Here is a 24,089-nt window from a genome sequence, read left to right as displayed (position 1 = left end):
TCCTTTTTATTCGGACCGCCATTTCGGTGCTATCCCAGTCGTAGCTTGGTATACCATGCAACTAAGAGATAGATTTCAACGGCATTAATGACCGCTAAAAACCCGACTTGACCTAACGATGCGTTACTCAGCCAAAAAGCCAGTAAAAAGATGACACCGGTGGTCCCCAAAATGACCGCTAATAGACGCTGAAAGTTGGCACGTCGCTGTGTCGGTTGCAAGGGATAAATGTGGGTAAAGACAATATTATCGTACCGTTTATAAAACGGCAACAACTGGAACCCAATTAAGTAGATGAAGATAACATCTAGTCCCATCGCCAACCAACCATGACCGCTAAAATACAACAAAACCGCACCAATTACGGTTAGTCGAGCGACCAGTCCACTGAATTCTGTTCCTCGCAACATCCCTCGTGTTAAGAGATAGCCAAAAGCATGCGCTTGATCTTGCGGTAACCAACGTAGTAACCAATCTAAATAACGGCGACGTTTAACCGTCCCTTGTACCATCGGCACATCCGTAAACAGATTAAAGAACCGATAAATACCTAGCATCCGGTTCGCTTCTAACTTAATATCTGCTTGCCAAGCAATCACGGTTTTAGGCCAGATGCTGGCATGCCACCACCGTTGACCACCGGCTAAGCCAGCCGCCAAAATGAGGCCTAACCACGGACTGACCAGTAAGCTAAGACCGATAATGACCAGCGCCAAGCCCCAATTTAAACCCCGTAGCCACCGTTGCTGTGACCGCGTTAATCGATACAGAGCAGTGACATAGCCAGTCAACTGCCCATCCTTCAACAAGAGTTGCGTCGCTAACAAGGCCAATAATGACCAGCCTGATAACTGATCCACTAACATTAAGATGGGAACGACTAGGCCAACTAGCATGACTTGAACCACTTGTGCCAACCACCAACTATAGCGCCACGCATGAGTTAAATAGCCGTGTAAATCTTGTTCACGTGGCAACAAAAATACCGCATCTGCGGGTTCTAATAACGTGGCAATCCGGCCAATCGATAGGCCGCCCCACAATAAGAGCCCCACCAACAATACAATCCATGTCATCTGTGGCGTCACCGTTTTGAGCCAATTAGAATAGGCTAAGCCTAAGCCCCCACAAAAAACATTAACGCAATCACGAAATGATCGTTAAAGACCAATCGTAGATACCGTAACATTTGACGTAGATGCCGTTGTAATCGACTTTGATAAAGCTTACTCATCCCGAGTCACCCCAGTCAAACTGAGATAAATATCGTTCAAAGACTCCCCCGCATCTGGATAATTCGCTTTAATTTCTTCAAAACTACCTTGCGTTTGAATCTCACCTGCGTGCAGCAAGACAAACCGATCACAGAATTTTTCAGCGGTATCCAACACATGCGTCGACATTAAAACGGCCGCACCTTGTTCCTTGACAGTCGCAATCAACGCCAGCAAGTCATGTACCGCTAAGGGGTCCAATCCCAAGAAAGGCTCATCAATAATGAATAACTTAGCGTTAGTTATAAACGCACACACAATCATTACTTTTTGTTTCATCCCCTTAGAAAAGTTCGCCGGAAACCAGCTCAACTTATTATCCAAACGAAATGTTTTCAGCAACGTATGTGCGCGCTCCCATGCGACTTTTTGATCCAGCCCATAGGCCAACATCGTCATTTCTAAATGTTCTTTTAAAGTTAATTCTTCATATAAGACTGGCGTTTCTGGAATATACGCCAATTGTTGTTTATATTGTTGGGGGTCCTGTGCTAACGTCACATCATTTAACATGATCGACCCTTTCATCGGCGTTAACAACCCGATAATATGATTAATAGTGGTCGATTTACCAGCCCCATTCAACCCAATCAAGCCCACTAATTCGCCCGGTGCAACTTGAAAACTAATATCTTTCAAGACCGGAATTTGTGAATAGCCACCAACGAGATGGCTTACTGATAATGCCATAAATCTAACCTCTTTCTGTATGGTGTAAGTTGAGCTCTATTATAGCATAGCCCCGTTAAGAAAATTGCCGATTAGGGCCGGCCCCCAGCGATTTGACCAGCGATTTGACCAACGCTTTAGCCGCCGTCAAAAATTAAAGCGCCATCATTTTCAAAGGTGTTAGTGTATAATAGAACTAAATTTTAGAAAAGAAGGTCATCAAATGCCAGCTTTTGAACCCAAACTCGATGCCGATTGTATCTTTTGCAAAATCATCAACGGCGATGTGCCTAGTTATACTATTTATGAAGACAACATGGTCAAAGCTTTCCTAGATATTTCGCAAGGAACGCCCGGTCACACCTTAGTTATCCCTAAGACACATGTGCCTGATCTGTTCGCATATGATAGTGATTTAGCTAGTGCCGTTTTTGCTCGTATTCCAAAGATTGCCCGGGCCATCAAAGCTTCTGATGAACGCATTATCGGCATGAATGTCGTTAATAACAATGGTGCCGTTGCTTATCAATCTGTCTTTCATTCTCATTTTCATTTAATTCCTCGCTATAGCGATAAAGATGATTTCCGAATGATTTTTAAAGATAATTCTAAGAAATACGATGAAACCGACTATACGCGTTTACAAAATGCAATTAAAACTCAGTTAACTGATTAGGAGGCCTTCTGATGGCAAAATTTTTCCGCCGCAGTCTCGCCGGTCTTGGCCTAGGCGTGGCCGCTTATATGATCATCAATCGCAAGTCTCCCCGCGCCGTTTACACGGATGCTAAAGATTATATTCAAGACGTCTTAGATGCTGCCGACCATTTACAGCAGGCTCGTGAAGATTTCGGTGAGGCTCAAAACAATCTAGGTAACGAAATGACGCATGCGAGCGACGTCTTAAATGACATCCAAACAGAAGTGGACAAGTTCCAATTCAAATTAGAACCCCACTTGGCAATCATGAAAAAGCATGCCGACCACTTGCAACAAACGCTTGACCAATGGACCCCTAAAGACTAATTTAGCCACTTGAGTTGTTGAATTTACAAACCATTTTCATTCAGTTTGACCTTAACTGGTGCTAAACTTTGTGAAGAGGTTGTGAATTATCTGAAAATTTTGTAAAGATTTCCAACCGCCTGCAGAAGCGAACTTACTTATGGTATAGTAGTCTGGTAAGTCTGCTAGAGCAGAACTATTTCAAGAATGGGATGTGTTGTCGGAATGAAAAAATGGCTTATTGCGCTCGCCGGTGTATTGTTAACCTTTACGCTTGCCGGTTGTGGCAGCAAGACAGTTGCGTCGACCTCTGGTGGTAAGATCACCGAAAGTCAATATTATAGTAGTATGAAGGGTACCTCTTCAGGTAAACAAGTCTTGCAACAAATGATTTTGAACAAAGTCCTCGAAAAAGACTACGGTTCAAAGGTTTCAACTAAGACAGTTACCAAGCAATACAACACATATAAATCTCAATATGGGAGTTCATTCTCAACTGTATTGACACAAAATGGGTTGACTGCTAAGACCTTCAAGGAACAGATTCGTTCAAACTTGTTACTCAAAGAAGCCGTTAAAGATAAAGTAACGATTACGGACGCTGCTTTGAAGAAACAATGGAAGTCATACGAACCTAAAGTCACTGTTCAACATATCTTAGTTGCGAAGAGTGACACTGCTGATACTGTTCTTAGTGAATTAAAGAAGGATTCTAGCCAAGCCAACTTTACGAAGTTAGCTAAGAAGTATTCAACTGATTCAACTTCTAAGAGCGACGGCGGTAAGTTAGCTGCTTTCGATAATACGAATACAAGCTATTCTTCTAAATTCCTAACTGCGGCCTTCAAGTTGAAGAACGGTGCATACACCACTTCTGCAGTTAAGACCAGCAATGGTTATGAAATCATCCGGATGATCAAGAACCCTGGTAAGGGTAAGATGTCTGATCACACCGCTGAATTGAAGAAACAAATCTTGGATAACGATATGAGCGACTCAACTGTCTTGCATAACGTTGTTGCTAAGGTGCTTAAAGCTGGGAATGTTAAGATTAAAGATAGTGATTTGAAGAACATCTTATCTTCATACCTATCAACTTCATCTTCTTCATCTTCAAGCACTAACTAATTTAAAGTAACTTAAAAGACGACCTATCTGGGTCGTCTTTTTTTGTCGTAAATTAGTCTTTATCTGGTAAATACTTGCTAGCATCATGTTCTGGCCGATAAAAGTTTCGCCCGTCCATTGCAAAGAGCCGTTCCGTATATTCGCCCGGTTTTGCATGTATAATCGCCGTTTGCATCATCTGAATCGATGCATCTAAATCATCTAAATCATGTAAAATCTCAGCTTCCATCACATGTGGACGCACTGGTGACCCATACTCCAACAACCCATGATGGGCAAGAATCATATGCCGCAAAATCAAAACTGATTCTGCCTGCTCATCAATCTTTAACTGTTGGCACGCTTCAACAATTTGTTCATCAATTAAAACAATATGTCCGACTAAGTTGCCCGCCAACGTGTACGTTGTCGCCACTGGTCCAGACATTTCAATCGTCTTCCCCATATCATGCAAGATTGCCCCCGCATAGAGTAGTGAGCGATTAACGTGCGGATATTCATCAGCGACCGCTTTTGCCAACCGTAAGATGGATAACGTATGATACGCCAAGCCCCCGGCAAACGCATGATGATTCTTTTTAGCTGCTGGATAACTGAAAAAGGCATCATGAAATTGCGTTAGTAAATGCCGAACAATTCGGTTCCAATTCGGCGTCGTGATTTCAAAAACATATTGATTCAACTGCTCTTCCATCGTAGCTGTGTCGAGTGGCGCATGCTCGACAAACTGCTGCACTTCTTGAGGTTCTCCCGGTTGAGTTAACCGCATTTGTTGAATCTTAATTTGGGGATTACCTTGATAATTTTCTCGTTTCCCCTTTAAATGCACGATTCGTCCAGCTTGAAAATGTGCCACGTCTTGATCACTTGCATCCCAAAACTTCCCAGAAATTTCACCAGAAGTATCTTGAAAATTAATTGCTAAGAATTTTTTACCGGTCTTGGTGACCCGCACTTCAGAATCTTTCAATAAAAAGAAGCCCTCAACGGTCTCATCAAGCTGATAATCAAATAATTTTTTTGTCATCCTCATTACCCCCAAAATTAGGTTAGTTTATGCACAGTTGTTGCGTTCATCGCTGTTAAAGCTGCGGTTTCATTCGTAAAGTATAAGATTTGATGGTGGGTTGCCACGGTTGCTAATAAGTGCCACGCCAACTGTCGTCGCTCCTCGTCAAAGTTCACAAACCCATCATCAATCATTATCGGTAAGCTCGCCTGATCACCTAGGTGCACAATCAGGGCTAAGCGTAAGGCTAAATAAAGTTGCTCTTTGGTCGCCGTCGATAGCTCTGCAACCGCAAAAGCTGGACCAGCCGTCGCTTGAACGACCAAATCATCATCAACTAATTTGATTTCATTATACCGCTGTCGGGTTAATTGCGCGAAATAGGTCGTGGCTTGGCCCATAATCGTCGGTAACTGCTGATTGGTTAATTGCTGTAAGGCCTGTTCGATCCAAGCGGCCCCTAGTTGTCGCGTCAACCACTGTCGCGCTAACACCGTCATTTCAGTTTGCTGATTGGCTTGTTGTTGGCGTAATTCAGTATAACGCCCATCTGCTGTTAATTGTGCTAATTGCGTTTGTGTGGTTACTAATGCTTCAGTTTGTTGTGCAAGCTGCGACTGCAATTCAGTTTGTTGTTGCCGATTAGTCGCAACTGCGGCCTGTAAATCAGCTAACGTCTCATATTGCGCCAACGCTTGTTGTTCCGCGGCAGTTAGCTGCCCCGCTAATTGCGTCAAATTAGTTTGGCGGGTCACTTGGTCCGCTTGCGCAGTAATCGCGGTTTCCAGTGCGGTCGCATCTGCCAATTGATTTTCAGTTGCCAACTGCTGTAATTGTGCCGTAACTGCCTGTACTTGGGTGGTCAATTGTTGAACCTGTCGTTGCGTATAAGCAAAATCTGGGCCAGCCATTGTTTGCGTCTGCATCATTTGATGAATTTGATCATAAAATGCTGTGATACGGTCAACGCTGCCCGCTAATTGTTGATCATCAACCGGTAACCAAGCCGCTGCAAACTGATAATCAGCTAAGGCCTGTCCAACGGTCACCGCTTGCGCTGCTAATTGTTGTTCCGCTTGAGTCACCGTCGCTTGGGCGCGTTGCAAGGCGTCAATTAATGCCAATTGTGTCTGCGCTGCTACCGGGTCTAAGTCTGGTGCTAATCCCGCCGCCGTCAATTCAGCGCTCAAGGCGGTCTCCTTGGGCGCCACTGCAGACTGATGGGCTGAATGCCAGCCGACCCACCCCAATAAACCGACGCCCACTAAAACTAAGCACCATAAAAGCCACTTGAGTCCAAACACTGGTAAGCCAAGCACCACCACCACGCCGCAAACTGCGAACAGCCGCCAATCTGGCTTAACTTGGGCTGACTTAGTCGTTTGATGTTGCTGTTGCCGTGATGGTCTGGTTAGTAAAGCTGATTTTAAAGCTGTTAGTGCGGCTTGACGCTGTGGCGACAAACTCGCCGTTAATTCCGGATGTGCCGCTAATTGTTGCTGATAATCTGCTTTGGCTGCCGTCGTTTGCCCCGCCAAAGTCTGATAACGCCCTAGTGCCTGTTGCAACTGCGGTAGTTGCGCTTCCAAAGCCTCAAATTGGGCTTGATGGGCAACGTAAAATCCTAATACGCCCTGTGAGTCTCGATCAACAGGCTGTTGGGCCAATTGTTGGCGGGCACTTGCTAACGTATGCTGCAATTCAGTTTGGGTCGTGCTTAACTGCTGATAGCGTTGAACTGTAGCCGCCGACAATGCAGACTGTGTCGCTGTCGCTTGTGCCTGTAACTGTTTCAGTTGCTGATAAACTGGCCACTGATTCCGTAAATTAGCCAATGTTTGTTGGGTGACATTAGCGGCTGACAAGTGCTGATTTAATTGTGTTTGTTGCGCCGTTAATTGTTGGACTTGTTGCTGTAACTGTTGATAATCTGGATAACGTTGGCGAGCCGTTTGAACTTGGTCGGTTAACCCTTGATACGCTTTTAGGCGCTGATTAAGCTCTGGCTTACGACCACGCGGTTTATATAGCGTATCTGCACTCGTTCGTAATGCTGCCGCCGTCGCCCGCCATGGCGCACTTCCTAATGTGCCGACTTGTTGTAATTGTTGATTTAAATCAGTCGCACTCAGTGATTTTAGCGCCGTTAACTCAGCCTGATTAAAGGTAAATAATTGCTTATAACTCGTCTCATCATAGGGATTCAACCAATGCGCCAATAGCGATAGCGGTTGTGGGGTCATCGTGCTTAGCTGAACTAACTTTGCCGGCTGGTCGCCTAACCGTGTGAGCCGATAAAGTTGACCTTGAACCATTAAATCTAGTGAACCACCATATTGACTGGTCGTTTTCGGTTCATACCGGGCCAATAGATGGCGCCGTGATGGAAAACCGAATAACAATCCCAAAATAAAAGCCCGCAACGTGGATTTTCCCGTTTCATTAGCCCCATAAAAGACTTGTAACCCGCTCGCCAAGTCAAAGGTCTGCTGGCTAAATTTGCCGAAACCGGCAATTTCTATACGTTTAATTTGCATCATCGGCCTCCGTCGTCGTGAGCTGATATTGATCGGCTAACAAGGTCATGACCTGTTGTTGCCATTGTGCTGGCGTTAACGTTTCTAATAAAGCCTGATTTAGAAAAGGTTCATCTAGTAAATGTCCCGCTAAGTCGGCAATATTGGCGGCCGTGACGACCTGCTGACCAGCATGTTCCCATGTTGCCGTCGCCACACCAAATGTGGCCGGCGCCGTTGATAAAGTCGCCAACTTAAGGGCCACCGGCCAAATCGTTGTCGCCGCTAATTTTGTTTGTAATTGTGTCAACAAGGCGCCCTGTTCTAGCGCTAAATTAGCACTGGCGGTCAGTTGTACATGCGTTGGTAATTGAATCGTCACTAATTGCTGCTCATTCGTGGCTAACGCTGTAAGTTGGTCGGTTAATTGTGCCAGCAAAGTGGCTCGATCAAGTTTCCCACTTAATACCGGTGTCCAATCGGCCCAGCTCAAATCCGTTAATGATTCAAACGTTGGTACTAACTGATGATTCGCTTGACTCGTCACAATCAGACAGCCCTTATCCCCCGTCTCATGACGTTGCCGGCCTTGAATATTGCCAGGATATTCGATTGGTGGTACGGCATTTAGCTGTTGCCGTTGATGAATGTGTCCCAATGCCCAATAATCATAGTGCTTCGCTAATAAATCGGTAACATTAAAGGGCGCATAGTGGTCGCCGGCCGTCCCGACCTGTCCATGTAACATGCCAATTTGATAATCCACGGCTTGCGCTTTAAATGGAAATTCCGGCACCATGGGGGTCGTAATCCAACGCTGCGCATAACTAAAACCACTGATAGCAACCCGTTCTTGTTGTGCCGTTGTTAACGTAACCGTCTCTACTTGCGCACCCAAAACATGTACGTTATCTGGAAACTGCCAAACCGTCAAATCTGGTTGAAAATCATGATTTCCAAAAGAGAGTACCACTGGGATTTCAGCCGCCTTCAACTGTTCTAAGGCCGTCATTAAAGCCGCTTGCGCTTGCACACTTTGGGCTTGCTGATCGAACAAGTCCCCGACTAATAAAACAAAATCCACTTGTTGTGCAAGTGCCAAGTCAACTAATCGTTGTAATGCCCGTAACGGTGCCGCAATGATCTGCTGTTGTAATGCGGCTGGTAGGGCCGTTAGCCCTTGAAACGGGGTATCTAAATGTAAATCCGCTGCATGCAAAAATTTCATTTTTTCCTCCATAATCAAAAAAAGAGGCAATCACGAAAATTTTTTCGCCATTGCCCCCTTTTAACCCCAATCGAACTAGCCTTGATATAATTCTTGGACCGGTTTCGTAATCACTTGATTCAAGTCATTCATTAACTGGTTCAAGTTACGTTCCTTACCCATTAATGTTTTAATTTCATCAACATTGCTGACCTTATCAGCTAAGTCATGGGCTTTTTTAACTTCATCATCCGTGAGGTCTTCGCCATTCATTTGTTTTTGTGACAATTGCATTTGAATTTCTTGGAAATCCTTAAACAAATCAAACGCACTGGCATTTGTTTGCATGGTCGCATAAGCGGCCTTCAATTCCTTAAATTCTTTCGTGTCACGTAATTCTTGTTCTAATTGGTTTGCAGTATCATAAATATTTACAGCCATGATTAGTTCCTCCTCAAGTATGGGTCCTAACTATTTTAGCATTTTTGAAAGCCCTTGAATAGCCTTAACCTGACTAGTTACCAATCAATTTTTTAGCCTGTGAAAACCAATTTTTAGCCGTACTTTTAACCGCCTTACCCACTTGTCCGGCACTGTCTTCAACATTGTCCCAAACGGAGCTACTACTATTACTACTGTCACTATTAGCCGCTCCTTGTTGCGCCAACGTTGCTGCATCAGTCGTATCAAAGCTGGTATTCTTCGTATTCGGTAAGATACTCGTCATTTCATTCTTGAATAACGCTGACAATTGATTTTCTGATAAGCTCTTCAAATAATGGGTACTATTAGTTGAGTCAAAACCAATCCACGTGGTGACAACCACATCCGGCGTATAGGCGATCATCCACTGGTCTTTCGTCCCAGAACCAGTACTATAATCCGCCTGTGTACTCCCCGTCTTACCAGCAATTTTATACCCGTAAGGCTTCGCCGCCGCCCCAGTCCCGCTATTATAAACGCCCAGCATCATACTGGTCATCTTCTTAGCAACACTGGCTGACATGATGCGTTTACTACTAGTCTTCGTATTGTCGACAATCGTCTTTCCACTCGCATCCACAATTTTGGTAATGAAATGCGACGTCGTTTTCTTCCCACCATTAGCAAAGGCGGTATAAGCACTCGCCATTTGAGCTGGCGAAACCCCCGTTGTTAAGCCACCGAGCGCTAAGGCCAGGTTATCATCCGATTTAGTCACTGGTAAGCCAAACTTCTTAACGGATTTATACCCTTTATTGACCCCGATTTTGTTCAATAACCAAACGGCCGGAACATTCATACTTTGGGCCAAGGCCTGATACATCGGCACTGAAGTCGAATAAATATTATCATAATTTTTTGGCGCATATTTATTCGACCCAAACGTCTGTTGCTTATTGGATAACGACGAATCATAAGTATAACCACTCTCCAAAGCTGGCGTATACACCGCTAACGGCTTAATCGTCGATCCTGGCTGTCGCTTAATCTGAGTAGCCCGATTGAAGCCACGGAAAACATGCATCCCACGCCCACCAACAACGGCTAAGACGCCCCCAGTTGTCGGATCAACAGCGATTGAGGCCCCTTGCACCTTCGTCCCATCACTCGCATTATCCGGAAACAAGGTGCTATCTTTGAAGGACGTTTGCATCTGCGTTTGATCATCTTGATTAAGTGACGTATAAATCTTATAACCACGATTCATAATGTCAGATTCGCTTAACCCGTACTTATTAATCGCTTCGTCAACGACCGCATCAAAGTAATAGGGATAATTATAGCCACTATTATAATGATAGTTATCACTCAGCGTCATCGCTTTTTGTGAATAAAGCTGATATTGACTTTTAGTCAATTTATTATTATTAACCATATTGTTTAAAACCACATTCCGCCGCGCCGTTGACGCTTTGGGATGACTAATGGGGTCATAACCACTTGGTGAACTTAACATGCCTGCCAAAGTTGCGGCCTGATCCACGGTCAACTCGGAAGCCGAGACCCCAAAGTATTTCTCAGCCGCATCTTCCGCCCCCAAACACCGCGACCAAAGTAGGCGTTGTTGAGATACATGGCTAAAATCTGCTGTTTCGAATAGACATTTTCAGTTTCAATCGACAAGAAAATTTCACGCAATTTTCGTGAGAAGGTTTGTTGCTGGGTCAAGTACGCATTTTTAACCAATTGTTGCGTTAATGTACTCCCACCACCACTAATGTAATTACGCCCGAGCGCCTTATTCATCACTAATAGTAAAAAGGCCCGCCCAATACCTTTAATCGAAAACCCATGTTCCTGATAAAAATTACGATCTTCCGTAGAAATCACGGCATTTTGTAAATTTGTCGAAATCTGGCTTAAATGAACATAGGTCCCTTTTTGAGAATAGAGCGACCCGGCTTTTTTATTGTCGGTATCATAAATCACTGTGGTCTTTTCCAACTCAGCCTGTAAGTTCCCAATCTTAGCCGTTTTAGCTTCGAATGTTAGATAAGCGCTCCCGACTAAAATAATACTGAGCACGATAATAGTGAGCCACCGAGTAACTTGCCGCCGGTGCCATTGATAGCCAACCACTGCAGCAAAACGTTGCCAATATGGGTGTAGCCAATGACCAATAATCCGTAAACCGGACTTGATAGTGGCCCAAAAACCATTTTTTTGCATAATCTTCCCCTTGTTCAGAAGATAACCGACCCGCCATCAAAGACGCCGGGCCTCGGCCATTGACCGTTATCACGGCACTAGTTATCTCCGTTACTTGTTAATCCTCAATAATTGTATCATAAATTCAATTATGCTAACTAAATCACTCAAAGTTTGACCAAATCTTCAAAAATACCTATATAATAACCAAAAAAAGCCTGAGTGGCTTAACTCAGACCTTTATTTCCGGCGGACACCACGGCGGCTCGCATTCAATTCATTTTGTTGCTTCTTAAATTTTTCAAAAGTGGCATCCCGTTGTTTTTGATTTTTCCGGAGGCTTTGTTTTTTCGTTCGTTTCATCTTAAACACCTCCACCCCTAATTGATTAGGTAGGTCAACTATACCGTGAACTAGGCCGAAATGCAAAAAAGACTCCCGCCTGATTGGCCGTCGTCTTAAGCACCACTTGCTTTAATCTTCATCCGCTTGCACATGACTCATTAGTAAGTCGTGCAAACTCTTAGCTACCGTGACACTAGGACTCACAATAAAAATCGTATCGTGCCCAGCTAACGTGCCACTCACTTCTGGTAACTTCAAATCATCAATAATGGCTGCCAATAAATTCCCGTTACTCGGCAACGTATGAATAATATTCATAAATTCAACGCGATCAACGCCAGTCACCACTTCATGCAGACTTTCAAATAACCGATCTTGTTCATTCTTATTATTTGCTTTAAAAATCATGTACCGCGCCTGACCACTTTCGTCTGGCGACTTCACAATTTGCATTTCACGGATGTCCCGCGAAATAGTCGCTTGCGTCGCTGCAATCCCTTCAGCTTTGAGTCGTGCCATCAAATCTTCCTGTGTCGCAATTGGATATTGATGGATTAATTGTTCGATTACAGCTTGCCGTGCCGTCTTCTTCATTCCCGGGACCTCCCCTGATAAATTATGAATACATTATAGCAAATATTCACCTAGCAAACTACGTTATGGACTTAAAAAGCATATTTTCACGGTTCTCAAACCGGAAAATATGCTTTCAAATTGAATAACTATTAATTTTATTTATCGTAGCGCCGTAAAAATTGACTCAATTTAGTCAATCCGGTCTGTAACGTTTGGGTATCAGTACAATAACCCAAGCGGGCATGGCCTGGCCAATCAAAGCGGGACCCTGGGACCAGCAAGACCCCCGTCTCAGTCAAAAGTTCGCGACAAAAAGTTTCATCATCAATCGGAATGATCAACTTAATACAAGAAACTGAGATGGCCTGTGGGGCAATCAACGTTACCCGCGGTTCTTGTGCGACCCAAGTCGTTAAAAGAGCTAAATTACGGGTCACAATTTCTCGATTTCGTTGTAAAATTTCAGCGCGATGTTGTAAAATCAGCACTGCCACCTGATCATTGAGAACCCCACCACAAATCATTGTATAGTCACGATACTTGCGAAATAGCTCGGTCAACTCAGTTGATTGCGTCGCCGTCCAGCCCGTTCGAATCCCAGGCGCCGAATAAGTTTTCGATAAACTATTCACGGCAATCCCTTTTTCGTAAAGATCAGCAATTGAGGTGAATGGCGTGTCATCCAAGGGTTCATAAACTTCATCAGCTAAGACATAAGCCCCCACTTCACGCGCTAACGCCACCACTTGCTTTAATAAAGTGGCATCCAACAAACTCCCCGTTGGATTAACCGCATTATTTAACAAAATCATTTTGGTTTCTGGTCGGATCAACTGTTTTAATTCCGCAATATCTGGTAACCACTGCTGGTCCTCATGAATGTGCCAATAATCAACGGTCGCCCCTAATGACTTTGGCATATCATATAATTGTTGATAGCTCGGATACAAGGCAATCACATGATCGCCGGGTTCGATCAAACTATAAATTGCCAACTGATTCGCACCCGTGGCGCCATTTGTTTGCAGGATGTTTGCTGCTGGCACCTGCGTGTACAGGTCACTAACGAGCTGTTTAAAGGCTGGTGAACCTTCAATCCAACCATAATCTAAACGCGTTTGATTGAGTTGGGCATAAAATTGTTTGCCTTGATGCCCATCCAAAGCGACGAGTTCCGCCATTGATAAAGCGGCAATTGAACTTTGACTAATATCAGTCGTCGCCTGCTTTTCATATTGATTTAACCAAGACTCAACCCCAAAACCAGCAATTTTCATCTACTCATCGTTCCTCTCCTGAAAAATCCAATACGACTAGCATACCGATTGTTTCAGTTGGCTGCAACTATATTTTAGTGATGAAGGTCACCATTAATTTGACCCCATATAACATAATGACAATCCCGCATACGCGATTAACCCATAATAAGACTTTTGGTTGCATTAAATGCTTAAACTGACTAATTAAGCCAGTCAGCCCGAAGAACCACGTCATTGATGCCAAGATGACGCCCACCATAAAGGCATGCGCTGAGTTTCCGGTCAACGAAACTCGAAAAGCCCCTAATAAAACAGAGCCATCAATTAAAGCTTGCGGATTTAACCAAGCAACGGAAAAAGCCGTTATAATCGTTGCCTTGTACGAGAAGCTCGTCGTCATTGTCCCCATCGCGACTGTTTTTTTTCTGACTAATCCCCAGCCAATGTAAAAGACCAGTAAACTACCAACTAATAACACCGCTAACGCCAACCACGGGGTCGTCTGCAATAATTTACCGACACCATAAAAACAAGCTAACGAAAGTGACGTGTCAAACGCAATCACGATTAGTGCTACTTGAAAAGCTCGTTTCCGTGGCTGTTCAATGGCCGTTGAAACCACAAATAAATTCTGCATCCCAATCGGTGCAATGTAGACAATTCCAAACAGGAGGCCTTGTAAAAACACTTGTAACAAATTTCCATCCCCAATCCAACCAATTAAGAAAGCCAAAATTGCGCTTTAGCTTAATTGGCTTTAATTCATGAGATGATTATAATAGACCTAATGAGCTTTGTCCCCAACCAATTCTTAATTTTATTCCCAACCATTTAAGGAGGTTCTTAATTAACATGACCCCAATCAAAATTAACTGGCAGCCTGACAAAACGGTCACGACCCCAATTTATCAGCAAATTACAGCCTTTTTCCAACAACGGATTGCCAATGGTGACTGGCCCGTGGGCGCTAAATTACCGGCCCAACGTCAACTTGCGGCCCAATTTGGCGTTAATCGTAGTACCCTGATTACCGCACTCGACGACTTAATCGCAGTCGGTCTAATTACCAGTAATCCTGGGTCCGGGATGGCTGTTTCTGGAAACCATTGGTCGAGCTTATTGGCTGAACATGTCGATTGGACACAATACGTCAAAGCTGGCCAATTCAAGCCTAATACGCATGCGCTCCAAAAAATCAATCAATTTGAGACGGATGATATCATCCGTCTCAGCACCGGTGAACCGGCACCCGACCAATTCCCACGCGCGCTATTTCAAAAAGCGTTTGACCATCTAGGCCGGCACTTAACTAGCTTAAATTATACAGAACCTGCTGGGATTTTGGCCTTGCGGATCCAAATTGCACGGCACCTCGCTAAAGTTGGTATTCAGACACACCCTGCCAACATTCTGATTACCTCGGGATCGTTACAGGCGCTACAATTAGTTTCACTATCCTTATTTCCTAAGAATGCGACCATCTACACGGAAGCGCCAACCTATGTTAAATCACTGCAAGTCTTTCAGTCGGCCCATACGCAACTATCAGGCGTACCGATGGATAGTCAAGGGATGGCTTACTGGCAATTAACCCCACCAAGTAACGGTTCCCAGGCCATTATGTATACCATTCCAACTTTTAATAACCCCACTGGCATTGTCATGAGTGCTGAACGCCGTCAACAAGTTTTGACGTTTGCCCAAGACCACCAAATACCAATTTTGGAAGATGCTGCTTATCAAGATGTTTGGTTTGACCACCAACCGCCACAGCCGTTAAAAGCCATGGATACGACAGGTAACGTTATTTATTTTGGCAGTATTTCCAAGTCACTGGCACCCGGGTTACGACTGGGATGGACGGTAGCTAGTCAACCAGTCATTGATCGCTTAACCGACGTCCGGATGCAAACAGATTACGGGGCGAGTTCCTTATCACAACTCGTCCTCGCTGAAATTCTAGCTAATCCGGATTATGAGACTTACCAAGCAAACTTCCGCGCCGTCCTAGCGCAAAAAGCCAGCGCGGCGCAAGCCATTCTGCATCGTTATTGGGACAATGGAATTGCAACATGGCAAGCACCGACTGGTGGTTTTTATTTGTGGGTCCACTTGGCAGATCGCATCAATATTCCCAAGCTACTCGACCTTGCCACCGCTCACAATGTCCTCTTTAATCCGGGCAATATTTACGACTTTCAGCCCAATCAATCGATTCGCTTAAGTTTTTCCTTTGAAACTACCGAACGCTTTGAACGCGGCATTCAAATTCTGACCCAATTGATTGAACAACACTTTCCGGTCTAAAGTACTGATTAATTGGCTATTACAAAAAGGATTTAGCTTCAACGTTTGAGCGCTGAAACTAAATCCTTTTTATCACTCATTTGGTTAATACAACTGGCATTATATCGGCCGCGATAACGTCAATTGAATTCCAAATCCGCCAGCCAGCGGTAACTTTGCTGTCAGGGTCCCAGCCATTGCCACCACCAATTGCTTGGATAAATATAAGCCAAGCCCGCTAGATTCTGGATTGGTACGGCTACTTGAAGCCGTAAAAAAAGCGTCTGGCTCTTGTGCCAAACGCTTCATCAGCCAATAGTTAACGAACTGTTATTCACCCTAAAACAGCCGAATTAACACTACGCCGCCAATCATCACAACTAAACCGAGCACTTGCATGACGGTAATTGGTTGCCGCTTAGCCCCTAACCAACCAAACTGATCAATGAGCAAACTCCCTGTAATCAAGCCGACCAACACAATGACTACGGCTAAGCCCGTGCCAACCATGGGGACAAGATACACGTTGCCGAGCACATATAGTGCCCCAATCATCCCACCAATCCACATCCACCATGGATTAGCCCGCTTAGTGGGCCGACTTAAGGTTAAGGTAGGACGTAAGACCAGATTGATCAACACTAGCGCAATCGTCCCAAACAAAAATGAAACCAACGCTGCTTTTAAGCCAGAATTCAAGACTTGCCCTAAATGTCCATTAACTGCCGTTTGGGTGGCACTAAGCATCCCGGCACCAACCCCTAATAATCGCCAAAACCAAAAACCACCACCAGCTTGACTAGTCCGTGGTTGGTGGCGGGTCGTCAGCCATTGACTAACTGCCACCGTAATCACAACCCCTAACAAAACACAAGCAGCTCCTAATAGGCGCACACTCGTTAGAGGAGTCACCCCGGAATAGAACCAGCCAAAGTTATCAATTAATAATCCCATCAAAATTTGACCACAGACAGGCATAATGACGGTCTGAACGCTACCTAGTTTAGGAAATAACAAAATATTTCCTGTGAGATAAACCACCCCAAACAGGCCTCCCAGCCATAGCCACCATGGCTGACTGACGAATAATTCATTGGCGAACCAGATTGAATGATCGACACCTAAAGTGATGATTCCTAAAAACATGGTGCCAATCGCAAAGGAAATTAACGACGCTAAAAATGGTGAACCGACTGATTGCCGTAAACGTGAATTAATACTGGTCTGAATTGGCAATCCGATTCCAATCGCAATCCCAATCATGATCGCTAACATCGTGTCACCTGAAACCTATTTAAAAATTTAACTGCCATGTTTAGACGCTCCCACGTTGCTGAATTTATTGCTAGCAGTATTGTACAATACATCGTTCGGAAATGAAAAGCATGCTCCTCGACTGGCATTTCAACTAATCGTTTTTTAAATTTTCAAATTCCGCTGATGACGCTACCAAGCTAATTTTTATCGAATTTCTGATTTTAGCAGTCATTAACAGCCTTAATGACGAAAAAGCAATTGCTTTTTATCCAAGCTTTTGTTCAATAAAGTTAAAATCAAAGTTCAGCTTATCCCAAGAGCGCTTTTAATCCATCTTTAGCGTTGCTATACGCAACATAGTTGGTGCTGGCTAAAGCTGCTTTAAGCCGTTCCGTTGGTTTTTCAATTCGAAATGGTAGTCGTCCAGTTGCAATGGTTGCTGTTATAAAAAGCTGAAAACCTTGTTCCAACGTTAAACCTTGCACTTTGAAAACAGCTTCAAGTTCATGTACAGTGGCTTGATCTAACTCAATCGTGACCTTTTTATCCATACGCCCACGCTCCTTCTCTGAACAGTGTGGCAACCTAAAAATCTATATTCTTTTAAGCAACAGGACTATAATTTTAATATTAGTCTACCTGCGCCAAAAGTGATTAACCTTTAACTGGCGTTAACCCCCGGACCAAAAATTCAGCTGCCTCTTGACTGGCTTGTTCAGTATCAAAATCAGTTGACGTTCCTAGCAACTGCGGCGCAATATAGCTTGCAATCGTACTGGCAATGTAGCGACCAATTCGTGGCAACGGCCAGTCAACAAGTTGCCCACTTGCTTGAAACTTATTAAATAATTGTCCAAGATCACCAGTCAATAATTGTTGTAATCTGGCTGCCATGGTTTGAATAATTTTCGGATCACGAATCATTTCTTGGACAAAAATCTTAACTTGTTTTTGATTAGCTAAGGCAAAATCCATTCGATCACGACTCACATACGTTAAAAATTGGCGAAAATCATTAAATTGATTACTATCAATTTCGGTTATAAACTCTGTAATCGCCAACGGAATAATTTTAGCGACAAAGGGTTGCATTAAGGCTTCCAGAATACCTTTTTTGGTTTTAAATTGTTTAAAAACTGTCCCCTCCGAAACCCCCGCCTGTTTAGCAATTTCGCCGGTACTGGTCTTATCAAACCCTTGTTCAGCAAACAAGGCTAGACTGGCCCGCAGAACAGCTTGTTGTTTTTCAGATAGCGTTGATGCTTGCAACGTCTGTTCGAATAACACTTCAAAATTATTAACTTGCATTATTTGGTCCTCCGTTTAGGCTTAAGAATACACTTTAATAATCATACTACAGTCTTAATTTTTATTAAACTTGCCGGTAACGTCGCATTACTAATAAATTCAAACCTAAGAACACCGCACTAAACACGGCTAGAATACCAAGATTTGGTAACACATCCATTAACTTAGCCCCTTTAATCACGACCGCACTCATACTAGAAGCCCCATAGTACAGCGGCATGATATAAGTAACCGGTTGTAACCAATCGGGTAAGGAACTAATCGGAATAATGCCAGCAAAGAAGATCTGTGGAATCGCAACAATTGGAATAAATTGAACCATTTGGAACTCACTAGCCGCAAAACTAGACACTAAGAGCCCTAAAGTCAACGCCACTAACGCTAACATGACATTAATCAACAAGACGGTCCAAATACTCCCTAGAATCTGGATTTTAAAGGCTCCCATCGTAAAAAGGACAACTAGTAACGTTTGAATTAATGCAAAGGTGCCATAACCAATTAAATACCCCGCTAAAATTTCACCACGTTTAATGGGGGTTGCTAATAACCGATACAAAGTCCCCGTCGTCCGTTCGCGTAATAGCGCAATCCCAGAAATTAGGAAAACAAAGAAGAAGACAACAAACCCCATCATAATCGGCAAGAGCGTATCAAAGAAAGTTGAATCCTTACTTCCATAAAGATAATGATAGGTCGGATGATACGACGTCGTCCCTTTAACCCTTTTCGTCGCGTGACTAGTCTGCGTAGCTGGTGTGCTGACGCCTGCAGTTTTAGTTGCCGTGGCTAAAGCGAGTTGTAACTTTTTCATTGCAACGGCTTGCGTTTTAATCGTCGTTGCCGCCGCTTTAGTTTTCAATTTAATTTGCGCCGCTTGTAAACTTTGTTTAACCAAGGCCGCTTTAGTTTGGTCATCATTAGCCAACGTAATCGTTAACTTGTCCCCCGTTTGAGTCATCAGTGCATCATAATTATGAGTACGAATGAGCGCCTTTGTGGACTTTTTAGTCGTCACCTGATGAATCTTAATATGCTTCCCTTTAACAGCTGAAACTAAGGTGCGATCGACATTTCGAGTTGCTAGCGATGCCGTCGTTGTCGCATTACTTTGAAATAAAAAGTAAACTAACGACAAAATAAATAATGGTGCAATAAACATTAATGCAATTGTTCGTTTGTCCCGTGACATTTCACGGAAAACGCGTTTAATCATTGCTGCTGTGCGCATCTTGATCTCTCCCCGCTTGTAAGAATACTTCCTCGACTGTCGACACTTGATACTGTTTGATTAAGTCAGCTGGCGTGCCTTGTGCAATTGCTTCACCACCGCGAATCATCATTAATTGCGTGGACTGTTCAGCATCTTCCATCACATGAGTCGTTAATAAGATGGTCTTGCCTGAATTCGCAATCCGATGTAATTCCCGCCAAATTTGTTGCCGAAGCTCAGGATCAATGCCAACGGTCGGTTCATCCAGAATTAGAATTGGCGGATCCGCCAACAAAGCAATTGCGAGTGACAAACGGCGCTTCATTCCACCCGAATAATCCTCAACTCGGCGATCTAATTGTGGGATTAAATTCACAATTTTAGCGGCATAAAGAATCCGTTTTTTGAGTTCAGCTGGTCGCATGCCCTGCATTTCACCAAAAAAGATTAAATTTTCACGTGCTGATAAGTCTGCATATAGTGCATCACTTTGCGCCATATAACCGATTTTTGCTAACATTTTTCGGTTAGGCATGGGGGTGTCCAATAAAGTAACCCTACCTTGCTTCGGCTTTAACATGCCCATAATGGTCTTAACCAAGGTGGTCTTACCGGCACCACTAGGCCCGATTAGGCCTAAAATATCGCCATTTTTCAAAGATAAATTGATGTCTTTAATAATCACGGTCTTACCATAGCCTTGTTGTAACTCACTTACTTTAATAATTTCTTTAGTCATCCGACACACTCCTTTAAAGCTAGCCTATTTTTAACTAGTGAGTAATTAGTCACTCATTAACAAAGCCAATTATACCCATTTCGATGTGAGTGTCAACTTTTTTCCAAAAAATGTATGACCGAAAAGTCAATTCGGGCCGTTTAACCAAAAATCGGCGGTCATTCAAAAAACAGAATGACCGCCGATTTCAGGTTAATGCTCACAAATGACCACACTTTTCAAAAACTTATTCTGCTGCTAATGCAGTAATAGGATTCAAATTAGCTGCCCGTCGTGCTGGCAAGATGGCCGCTAACCAGGCAATCACTAAGGCAATCACGACGATTAGCCCCACATCAATCGGGTGAATCTGAATGAACTGATAACCAGCAATCCGATATAAGATATGGTTGAGACCGGCACCAACACCATACGCAAGTCCGGTGGCTAACACAGCGCTAAACCCGCCAATCATTAACGCTTCGCCCGTAAACAACCGCCGAATATCCCGGCGACTCTCACCTAATGCCCGCAAAATTCCAATTTCTTTCATACGCGCACTGACAGACATAAACATTGTTACAACAATCATCAAAATCGAAACCAATAATGAAATGCCCGCAATAGCCGCTAAGATGGTCGTTGCTAACGTTACATAGGTATTAACCGTATCTAGGGCTGCGGCAATACTGGTTGCGGCAAATTGGGGCTTACCATTCACCTTTAACCGATTAATAGCGTTCACAACAGCTTCATTTTGTTGCCGTCGCGTAATTCTAACGGTGACAAAAGTCGGTTGCTGATTGACATTAGCTTGCGCACGCATTGCTTGCATCGTCGCATAATTAACAGCGTTTAAACCGGCACCAGCGGTACTATCTGCAATGCCAGCTACCGTCAATTGACGTTGCACCGTGACGGGACGGCCTTGCGCATTAGTTGCTTGATAACTAACCATCACCGGTTTACCAATTAACTGCCGCCAATTTTTAGCCGACCATTTTTGTGCAATGGTGCTCTTATCAACCACAATCTGATTATTTCCGGCGACATGACCGGCTTTTAAATTAGCCGTTTGATCAGCACTGGTCCACGTTGTTAATTGGGGGGCCGAATAACTAGTGCCGGCAATCTTAATCATAGCATTACTTGCCGCAATCCCAGGCTCCAGCTTCACCACCTGCGATAAATCACGCAACTGTTGTAATTGAGCCGCTGAAAATGTCGGCATGTGTGTTGCAATACTCCCGGCCGCTTGTGGGTCGGCTTGGGCAGCAAACTGTTCTTCTTGGTCCTTAGCACTATTAACATACCGCATGACTGTAATGGATTGGGGATCAACTAATGAATTAATTTGATGGTTGATGTAGCCTTTAAGCCCATTTCCTAAACCGGCAAACAACAAGACCGCAAACAATCCAATCGCCGTTCCTAAAACAATTAATGAGTTCCAACTTAACGTATGGCGGAAATGTTTAAATGCCGTCGCCAATGAGACGCGCCATGGTAAGTTTCGAGCCGTTAACCGTGGCTGGGACTTAACGGGCGGCAATGCTGTTTTCAACGCCGTATCTGCGACAATTTTACCGCCTGTTAACTGAACCATCCGGGTCCCAGCTTGGGCAACAGTCGTCGAATGGGTGACGCAAATCACTAAGCACCCACTCGCCGCAATTTTTTGTAAAATCGCCAATACTTCTTGCGTATTTTGCGCGTCTAAGGCCCCAGTCGGTTCATCCGCAATAATAAGTTGTGGCTCACTTGCCAAGGCCCGGGCAATAGCGACCCGTTGTTTTTGCCCACCTGACAGTTGTTGTGGATATTTCTTTAACTGATCTTGTAAGCCTACCTGAGTCAATAAATCACGCGCACGTGCTAACCGTTCCGCATGTTTTAACCGAGTCATATCCAGCGACAACATCACATTATCTAACACGGTTAGGTGACTGATTAAGTTATAAGCCTGATAGATATAGCCCACTGTGGCGCGCCGATACTGATCTAGTTGGCGATCATGACGATGGTCTAAAAGTTGACCTTGTAACCGCAGTTCGCCGTCAAAATCACGATCCAAACCGCCAATAATGTTCATTAAGGTTGATTTACCCCCACCAGACTCACCTAAGATGGTCACAAATTCACCTAAGTTAAATTTTAAATCAATCCCATTCAAGACGGGATAAGCTTGCTTGCCAATATAATAAGCTTTATGAATCCCATGTAATTCTAAGTAACTCATCTAAAACCCCCACTTTTCCCTGCATGCAATCTCAGCTCAACTTAAAGCTTAGCACTGCCATGAACCAGGACGGGTCGCAAACTTTTAGTATCGAAAGTTACCTAATTAGACCCCTAAAATCGGTGCACAAAAAAAGCGCTTGGATTACGTCAAGCGCCACACCATTCATCATTATTGAGTGGTCCTAAAATGTGATTTCATATTCAAATTTCAACTGCTTGTAATAGTCAAGTTCAATGAAATCAGTTGGCCGAACTGCTCCCGCCGCTTTATCAAAATAAGTGACACCAGCTAACTTCAACATCGTATAGACGAATTGCGAACAAAACATGATATTGGGGCGAAAGGAGTGCTTGGCAACGAGCCCGACTAGATTATACGCACTCCCCTCACGGTTAATTTCAGTAATTTTATCAATCATGAATTGCTTGGCCGCCGTGGTGACCGGTAGCCGATAGACCAGAACCGAAGCATCCGCTTTTTGATGAAAGAACGCCAAGTTTTCAGCGTTCATCCCTGGTGGATAGACATTATCACCACCATTATAACTAATAATGGTCGTTAACTCCCGGTCAAAAGCCAGTGACACATGGTTATATTGCTTTTGCGTAAACGATGAAATGATTTCACTGGCCGGGCTGCCAGTATTCGAAACGACTAAATAAATATTTTGGTCCGCAAGTGTTGCCTGGGCGGCCGTAAAATAAGCGGCTGTCAAAGTGCCATGATTAATATAAGTTGCGGCCCGATGGCGTGGCAAATCAGTAATGACCGTTTTTAAATGTGCCACCGAAATCCGCTGTTTCATTTCAGCCATCTGCTTTAACGTCGCCTGCATCCGGGTTCGATTGCGGCGTAATTCCGCAAAACTAATCGCCGTCACATCTTCTGCAGTTGGTAAATAAAATTCAGTTTGCTGCGTCACCATCATAAATCGTTCGACGACTAGCGGCAATAGCAATAAGCCGACCGCAACTAATTTAGTGGGATAATAGAGCGGACTAACGCCCCGTAATGCAAACACGACCAGCGCATTGAATGTCAGCTGAAAGACCATGACCCCACCGTAAATGACACTTAGTCCCACTTTTACTGTCCGCTTCGACGCCGTTAACCAAGTGCGAATCATCATCGCTGCTGCAATTCCACAACTAGCTAAGGTCATCAGTGGCAACTGGGCAAAAATCAATAGCCCGATTAATAAGCTGATGACGATGGCCCGATTAAGTTTATATTGATGTAAAATATCATTCACAATTATTGTGCCATCACTTTCTAATATCCGTCAACGGATGTTGTTCAACTATACGGAAGCGCCGTTAGTTTGTCAATCGAATTAATCATTCTGTGCACGCGACCAACACTTGTGTAAATTCTTGTTTTGGTGTCAATCATCAAAAAGATCATACTTGTTTGTTTCAAAATCTAAGTCCATAAAGAAAACCTCCT

General features: G+C 43.9%; 21 protein-coding genes and 2 pseudogenes. 4 read left to right on the top strand and 19 right to left on the bottom strand.

From position 1 onward, the window contains the following. Positions 1 to 29: 29 nt before the first annotated feature. Positions 30 to 1,189 (bottom strand): annotated as a pseudogene (locus C5Z26_RS01390) (ABC transporter permease). Positions 1,190 to 1,226: 37 nt separating this feature from the next. Next, positions 1,227 to 1,964 carry an ABC transporter ATP-binding protein gene (locus tag C5Z26_RS01385; RefSeq protein ID WP_105448246.1) on the bottom strand — a complete coding sequence of 246 codons (738 nt, stop codon included), beginning with the start codon at positions 1,962 to 1,964 and terminating at the stop codon, positions 1,227 to 1,229. Positions 1,965 to 2,166: 202 nt separating this feature from the next. Here C5Z26_RS01385 and C5Z26_RS01380 point away from each other — a divergent pair, with 202 nt between their 5' ends. From C5Z26_RS01380 to C5Z26_RS01370, 3 genes are all read left to right on the top strand, one after another. Further along, on the top strand, positions 2,167 to 2,619 hold the full coding sequence (locus tag C5Z26_RS01380) for an HIT family protein (RefSeq protein ID WP_105448245.1): 453 nt from the start codon (positions 2,167 to 2,169) through the stop codon (positions 2,617 to 2,619). A gap of 11 nt (positions 2,620 to 2,630) precedes the next feature. After that, entirely contained in the window at positions 2,631 to 2,969 is a 339-nt protein-coding gene (locus tag C5Z26_RS01375; RefSeq protein ID WP_105448244.1) for a hypothetical protein, read from the top strand. Positions 2,970 to 3,173: 204 nt separating this feature from the next. Continuing rightward, positions 3,174 to 4,076: a peptidylprolyl isomerase PrsA gene (locus C5Z26_RS01370; protein ID WP_105448243.1), complete on the top strand. Its 903-nt coding sequence runs from the start codon at positions 3,174 to 3,176 to the stop codon at positions 4,074 to 4,076. A 52-nt stretch (positions 4,077 to 4,128) separates the two neighbouring features. Here the strand turns inward: C5Z26_RS01370 and C5Z26_RS01365 are convergent, their stop codons facing one another. The 9 genes and pseudogenes from C5Z26_RS01365 to C5Z26_RS01325 form a co-directional block, all read right to left on the bottom strand. Continuing rightward, positions 4,129 to 5,103, bottom strand: a complete 975-nt coding sequence (locus tag C5Z26_RS01365) for a 3'-5' exoribonuclease YhaM family protein (RefSeq protein WP_105448242.1) — start codon at positions 5,101 to 5,103, stop codon at positions 4,129 to 4,131. 17 nt (positions 5,104 to 5,120) lie between these two features. Next, positions 5,121 to 7,622 carry an ATP-binding protein gene (locus tag C5Z26_RS01360; RefSeq protein WP_105448241.1) on the bottom strand — a complete coding sequence of 834 codons (2,502 nt, stop codon included), beginning with the start codon at positions 7,620 to 7,622 and terminating at the stop codon, positions 5,121 to 5,123. Continuing rightward, positions 7,612 to 8,829 (bottom strand): metallophosphoesterase family protein, encoded by a 1,218-nt coding sequence (locus tag C5Z26_RS01355; protein WP_105448240.1) that lies wholly within the window; start codon positions 8,827 to 8,829, stop codon positions 7,612 to 7,614. The genes C5Z26_RS01360 and C5Z26_RS01355 overlap by 11 nt, the downstream gene beginning before the upstream one ends. Positions 8,830 to 8,904: 75 nt before the next feature. Then, a complete protein-coding gene (locus C5Z26_RS01350) occupies positions 8,905 to 9,249 on the bottom strand; it encodes a YlbF/YmcA family competence regulator (protein ID WP_105448239.1) in 345 nt (114 codons plus the stop codon). A gap of 73 nt (positions 9,250 to 9,322) precedes the next feature. Beyond that, positions 9,323 to 11,460 (bottom strand): annotated as a pseudogene (locus C5Z26_RS01345) (transglycosylase domain-containing protein). Positions 11,461 to 11,679: 219 nt separating this feature from the next. Next, positions 11,680 to 11,802, bottom strand: coding sequence for a hypothetical protein (locus tag C5Z26_RS12685; RefSeq protein WP_105448238.1), 123 nt, complete (start codon positions 11,800 to 11,802; stop codon positions 11,680 to 11,682). A gap of 111 nt (positions 11,803 to 11,913) precedes the next feature. Continuing rightward, the gene (gene argR, locus C5Z26_RS01335) at positions 11,914 to 12,378 is read right to left on the bottom strand and encodes an arginine repressor (protein WP_105448237.1); all 465 of its coding nucleotides are present in this window, start codon (positions 12,376 to 12,378) and stop codon (positions 11,914 to 11,916) included. A gap of 137 nt (positions 12,379 to 12,515) precedes the next feature. Beyond that, positions 12,516 to 13,637: an aminotransferase gene (locus C5Z26_RS01330; RefSeq protein ID WP_105448236.1), complete on the bottom strand. Its 1,122-nt coding sequence runs from the start codon at positions 13,635 to 13,637 to the stop codon at positions 12,516 to 12,518. Between the two features lie 67 nt (positions 13,638 to 13,704). Next, the gene (locus C5Z26_RS01325; protein WP_370447976.1) at positions 13,705 to 14,316 is read right to left on the bottom strand and encodes a LysE/ArgO family amino acid transporter; all 612 of its coding nucleotides are present in this window, start codon (positions 14,314 to 14,316) and stop codon (positions 13,705 to 13,707) included. Positions 14,317 to 14,471: 155 nt separating this feature from the next. Between C5Z26_RS01325 and C5Z26_RS01320 the strand changes: the two genes are divergently transcribed. After that, positions 14,472 to 15,926 carry an aminotransferase-like domain-containing protein gene (locus tag C5Z26_RS01320; protein WP_105448235.1) on the top strand — a complete coding sequence of 485 codons (1,455 nt, stop codon included), beginning with the start codon at positions 14,472 to 14,474 and terminating at the stop codon, positions 15,924 to 15,926. Positions 15,927 to 16,025: 99 nt separating this feature from the next. Here the strand turns inward: C5Z26_RS01320 and C5Z26_RS01315 are convergent, their stop codons facing one another. From C5Z26_RS01315 to C5Z26_RS01280, 8 genes are all read right to left on the bottom strand, one after another. Beyond that, positions 16,026 to 16,205 (bottom strand): ATP-binding protein, encoded by a 180-nt coding sequence (locus tag C5Z26_RS01315; RefSeq protein ID WP_158682778.1) that lies wholly within the window; start codon positions 16,203 to 16,205, stop codon positions 16,026 to 16,028. Positions 16,206 to 16,244: 39 nt separating this feature from the next. Next, positions 16,245 to 17,180, bottom strand: a complete 936-nt coding sequence (locus C5Z26_RS01310) for a DMT family transporter (RefSeq protein WP_105448233.1) — start codon at positions 17,178 to 17,180, stop codon at positions 16,245 to 16,247. Between the two features lie 290 nt (positions 17,181 to 17,470). Next, entirely contained in the window at positions 17,471 to 17,713 is a 243-nt protein-coding gene (locus C5Z26_RS01305) for a type II toxin-antitoxin system RelB/DinJ family antitoxin (protein ID WP_105448232.1), read from the bottom strand. 103 nt (positions 17,714 to 17,816) lie between these two features. Beyond that, positions 17,817 to 18,470, bottom strand: coding sequence for a TetR/AcrR family transcriptional regulator (locus tag C5Z26_RS01300; protein ID WP_105448231.1), 654 nt, complete (start codon positions 18,468 to 18,470; stop codon positions 17,817 to 17,819). 64 nt (positions 18,471 to 18,534) lie between these two features. Next, positions 18,535 to 19,701: an ABC transporter permease gene (locus tag C5Z26_RS01295; protein WP_105448230.1), complete on the bottom strand. Its 1,167-nt coding sequence runs from the start codon at positions 19,699 to 19,701 to the stop codon at positions 18,535 to 18,537. Further along, a complete protein-coding gene (locus tag C5Z26_RS01290) occupies positions 19,679 to 20,422 on the bottom strand; it encodes an ABC transporter ATP-binding protein (RefSeq protein ID WP_105448229.1) in 744 nt (247 codons plus the stop codon). Before C5Z26_RS01290 ends, C5Z26_RS01295 begins: the two co-directional genes overlap by 23 nt. A gap of 226 nt (positions 20,423 to 20,648) precedes the next feature. Continuing rightward, positions 20,649 to 22,640, bottom strand: a complete 1,992-nt coding sequence (locus tag C5Z26_RS01285; RefSeq protein WP_105448228.1) for an ABC transporter ATP-binding protein/permease — start codon at positions 22,638 to 22,640, stop codon at positions 20,649 to 20,651. 184 nt (positions 22,641 to 22,824) lie between these two features. Then, positions 22,825 to 23,895 carry a hypothetical protein gene (locus tag C5Z26_RS01280; protein ID WP_105448227.1) on the bottom strand — a complete coding sequence of 357 codons (1,071 nt, stop codon included), beginning with the start codon at positions 23,893 to 23,895 and terminating at the stop codon, positions 22,825 to 22,827. Between the last annotated feature and the right edge of the window lie 194 nt (positions 23,896 to 24,089).

It is taken from the genome of Lactobacillus sp. CBA3606, assembly GCF_002970935.1.
Lineage (GTDB): Bacteria > Bacillota > Bacilli > Lactobacillales > Lactobacillaceae > Lactiplantibacillus.
The sequence above is the reverse complement of the archived record's forward strand: the minus strand, read 5'-3'. Positions and strand labels throughout refer to the sequence as shown.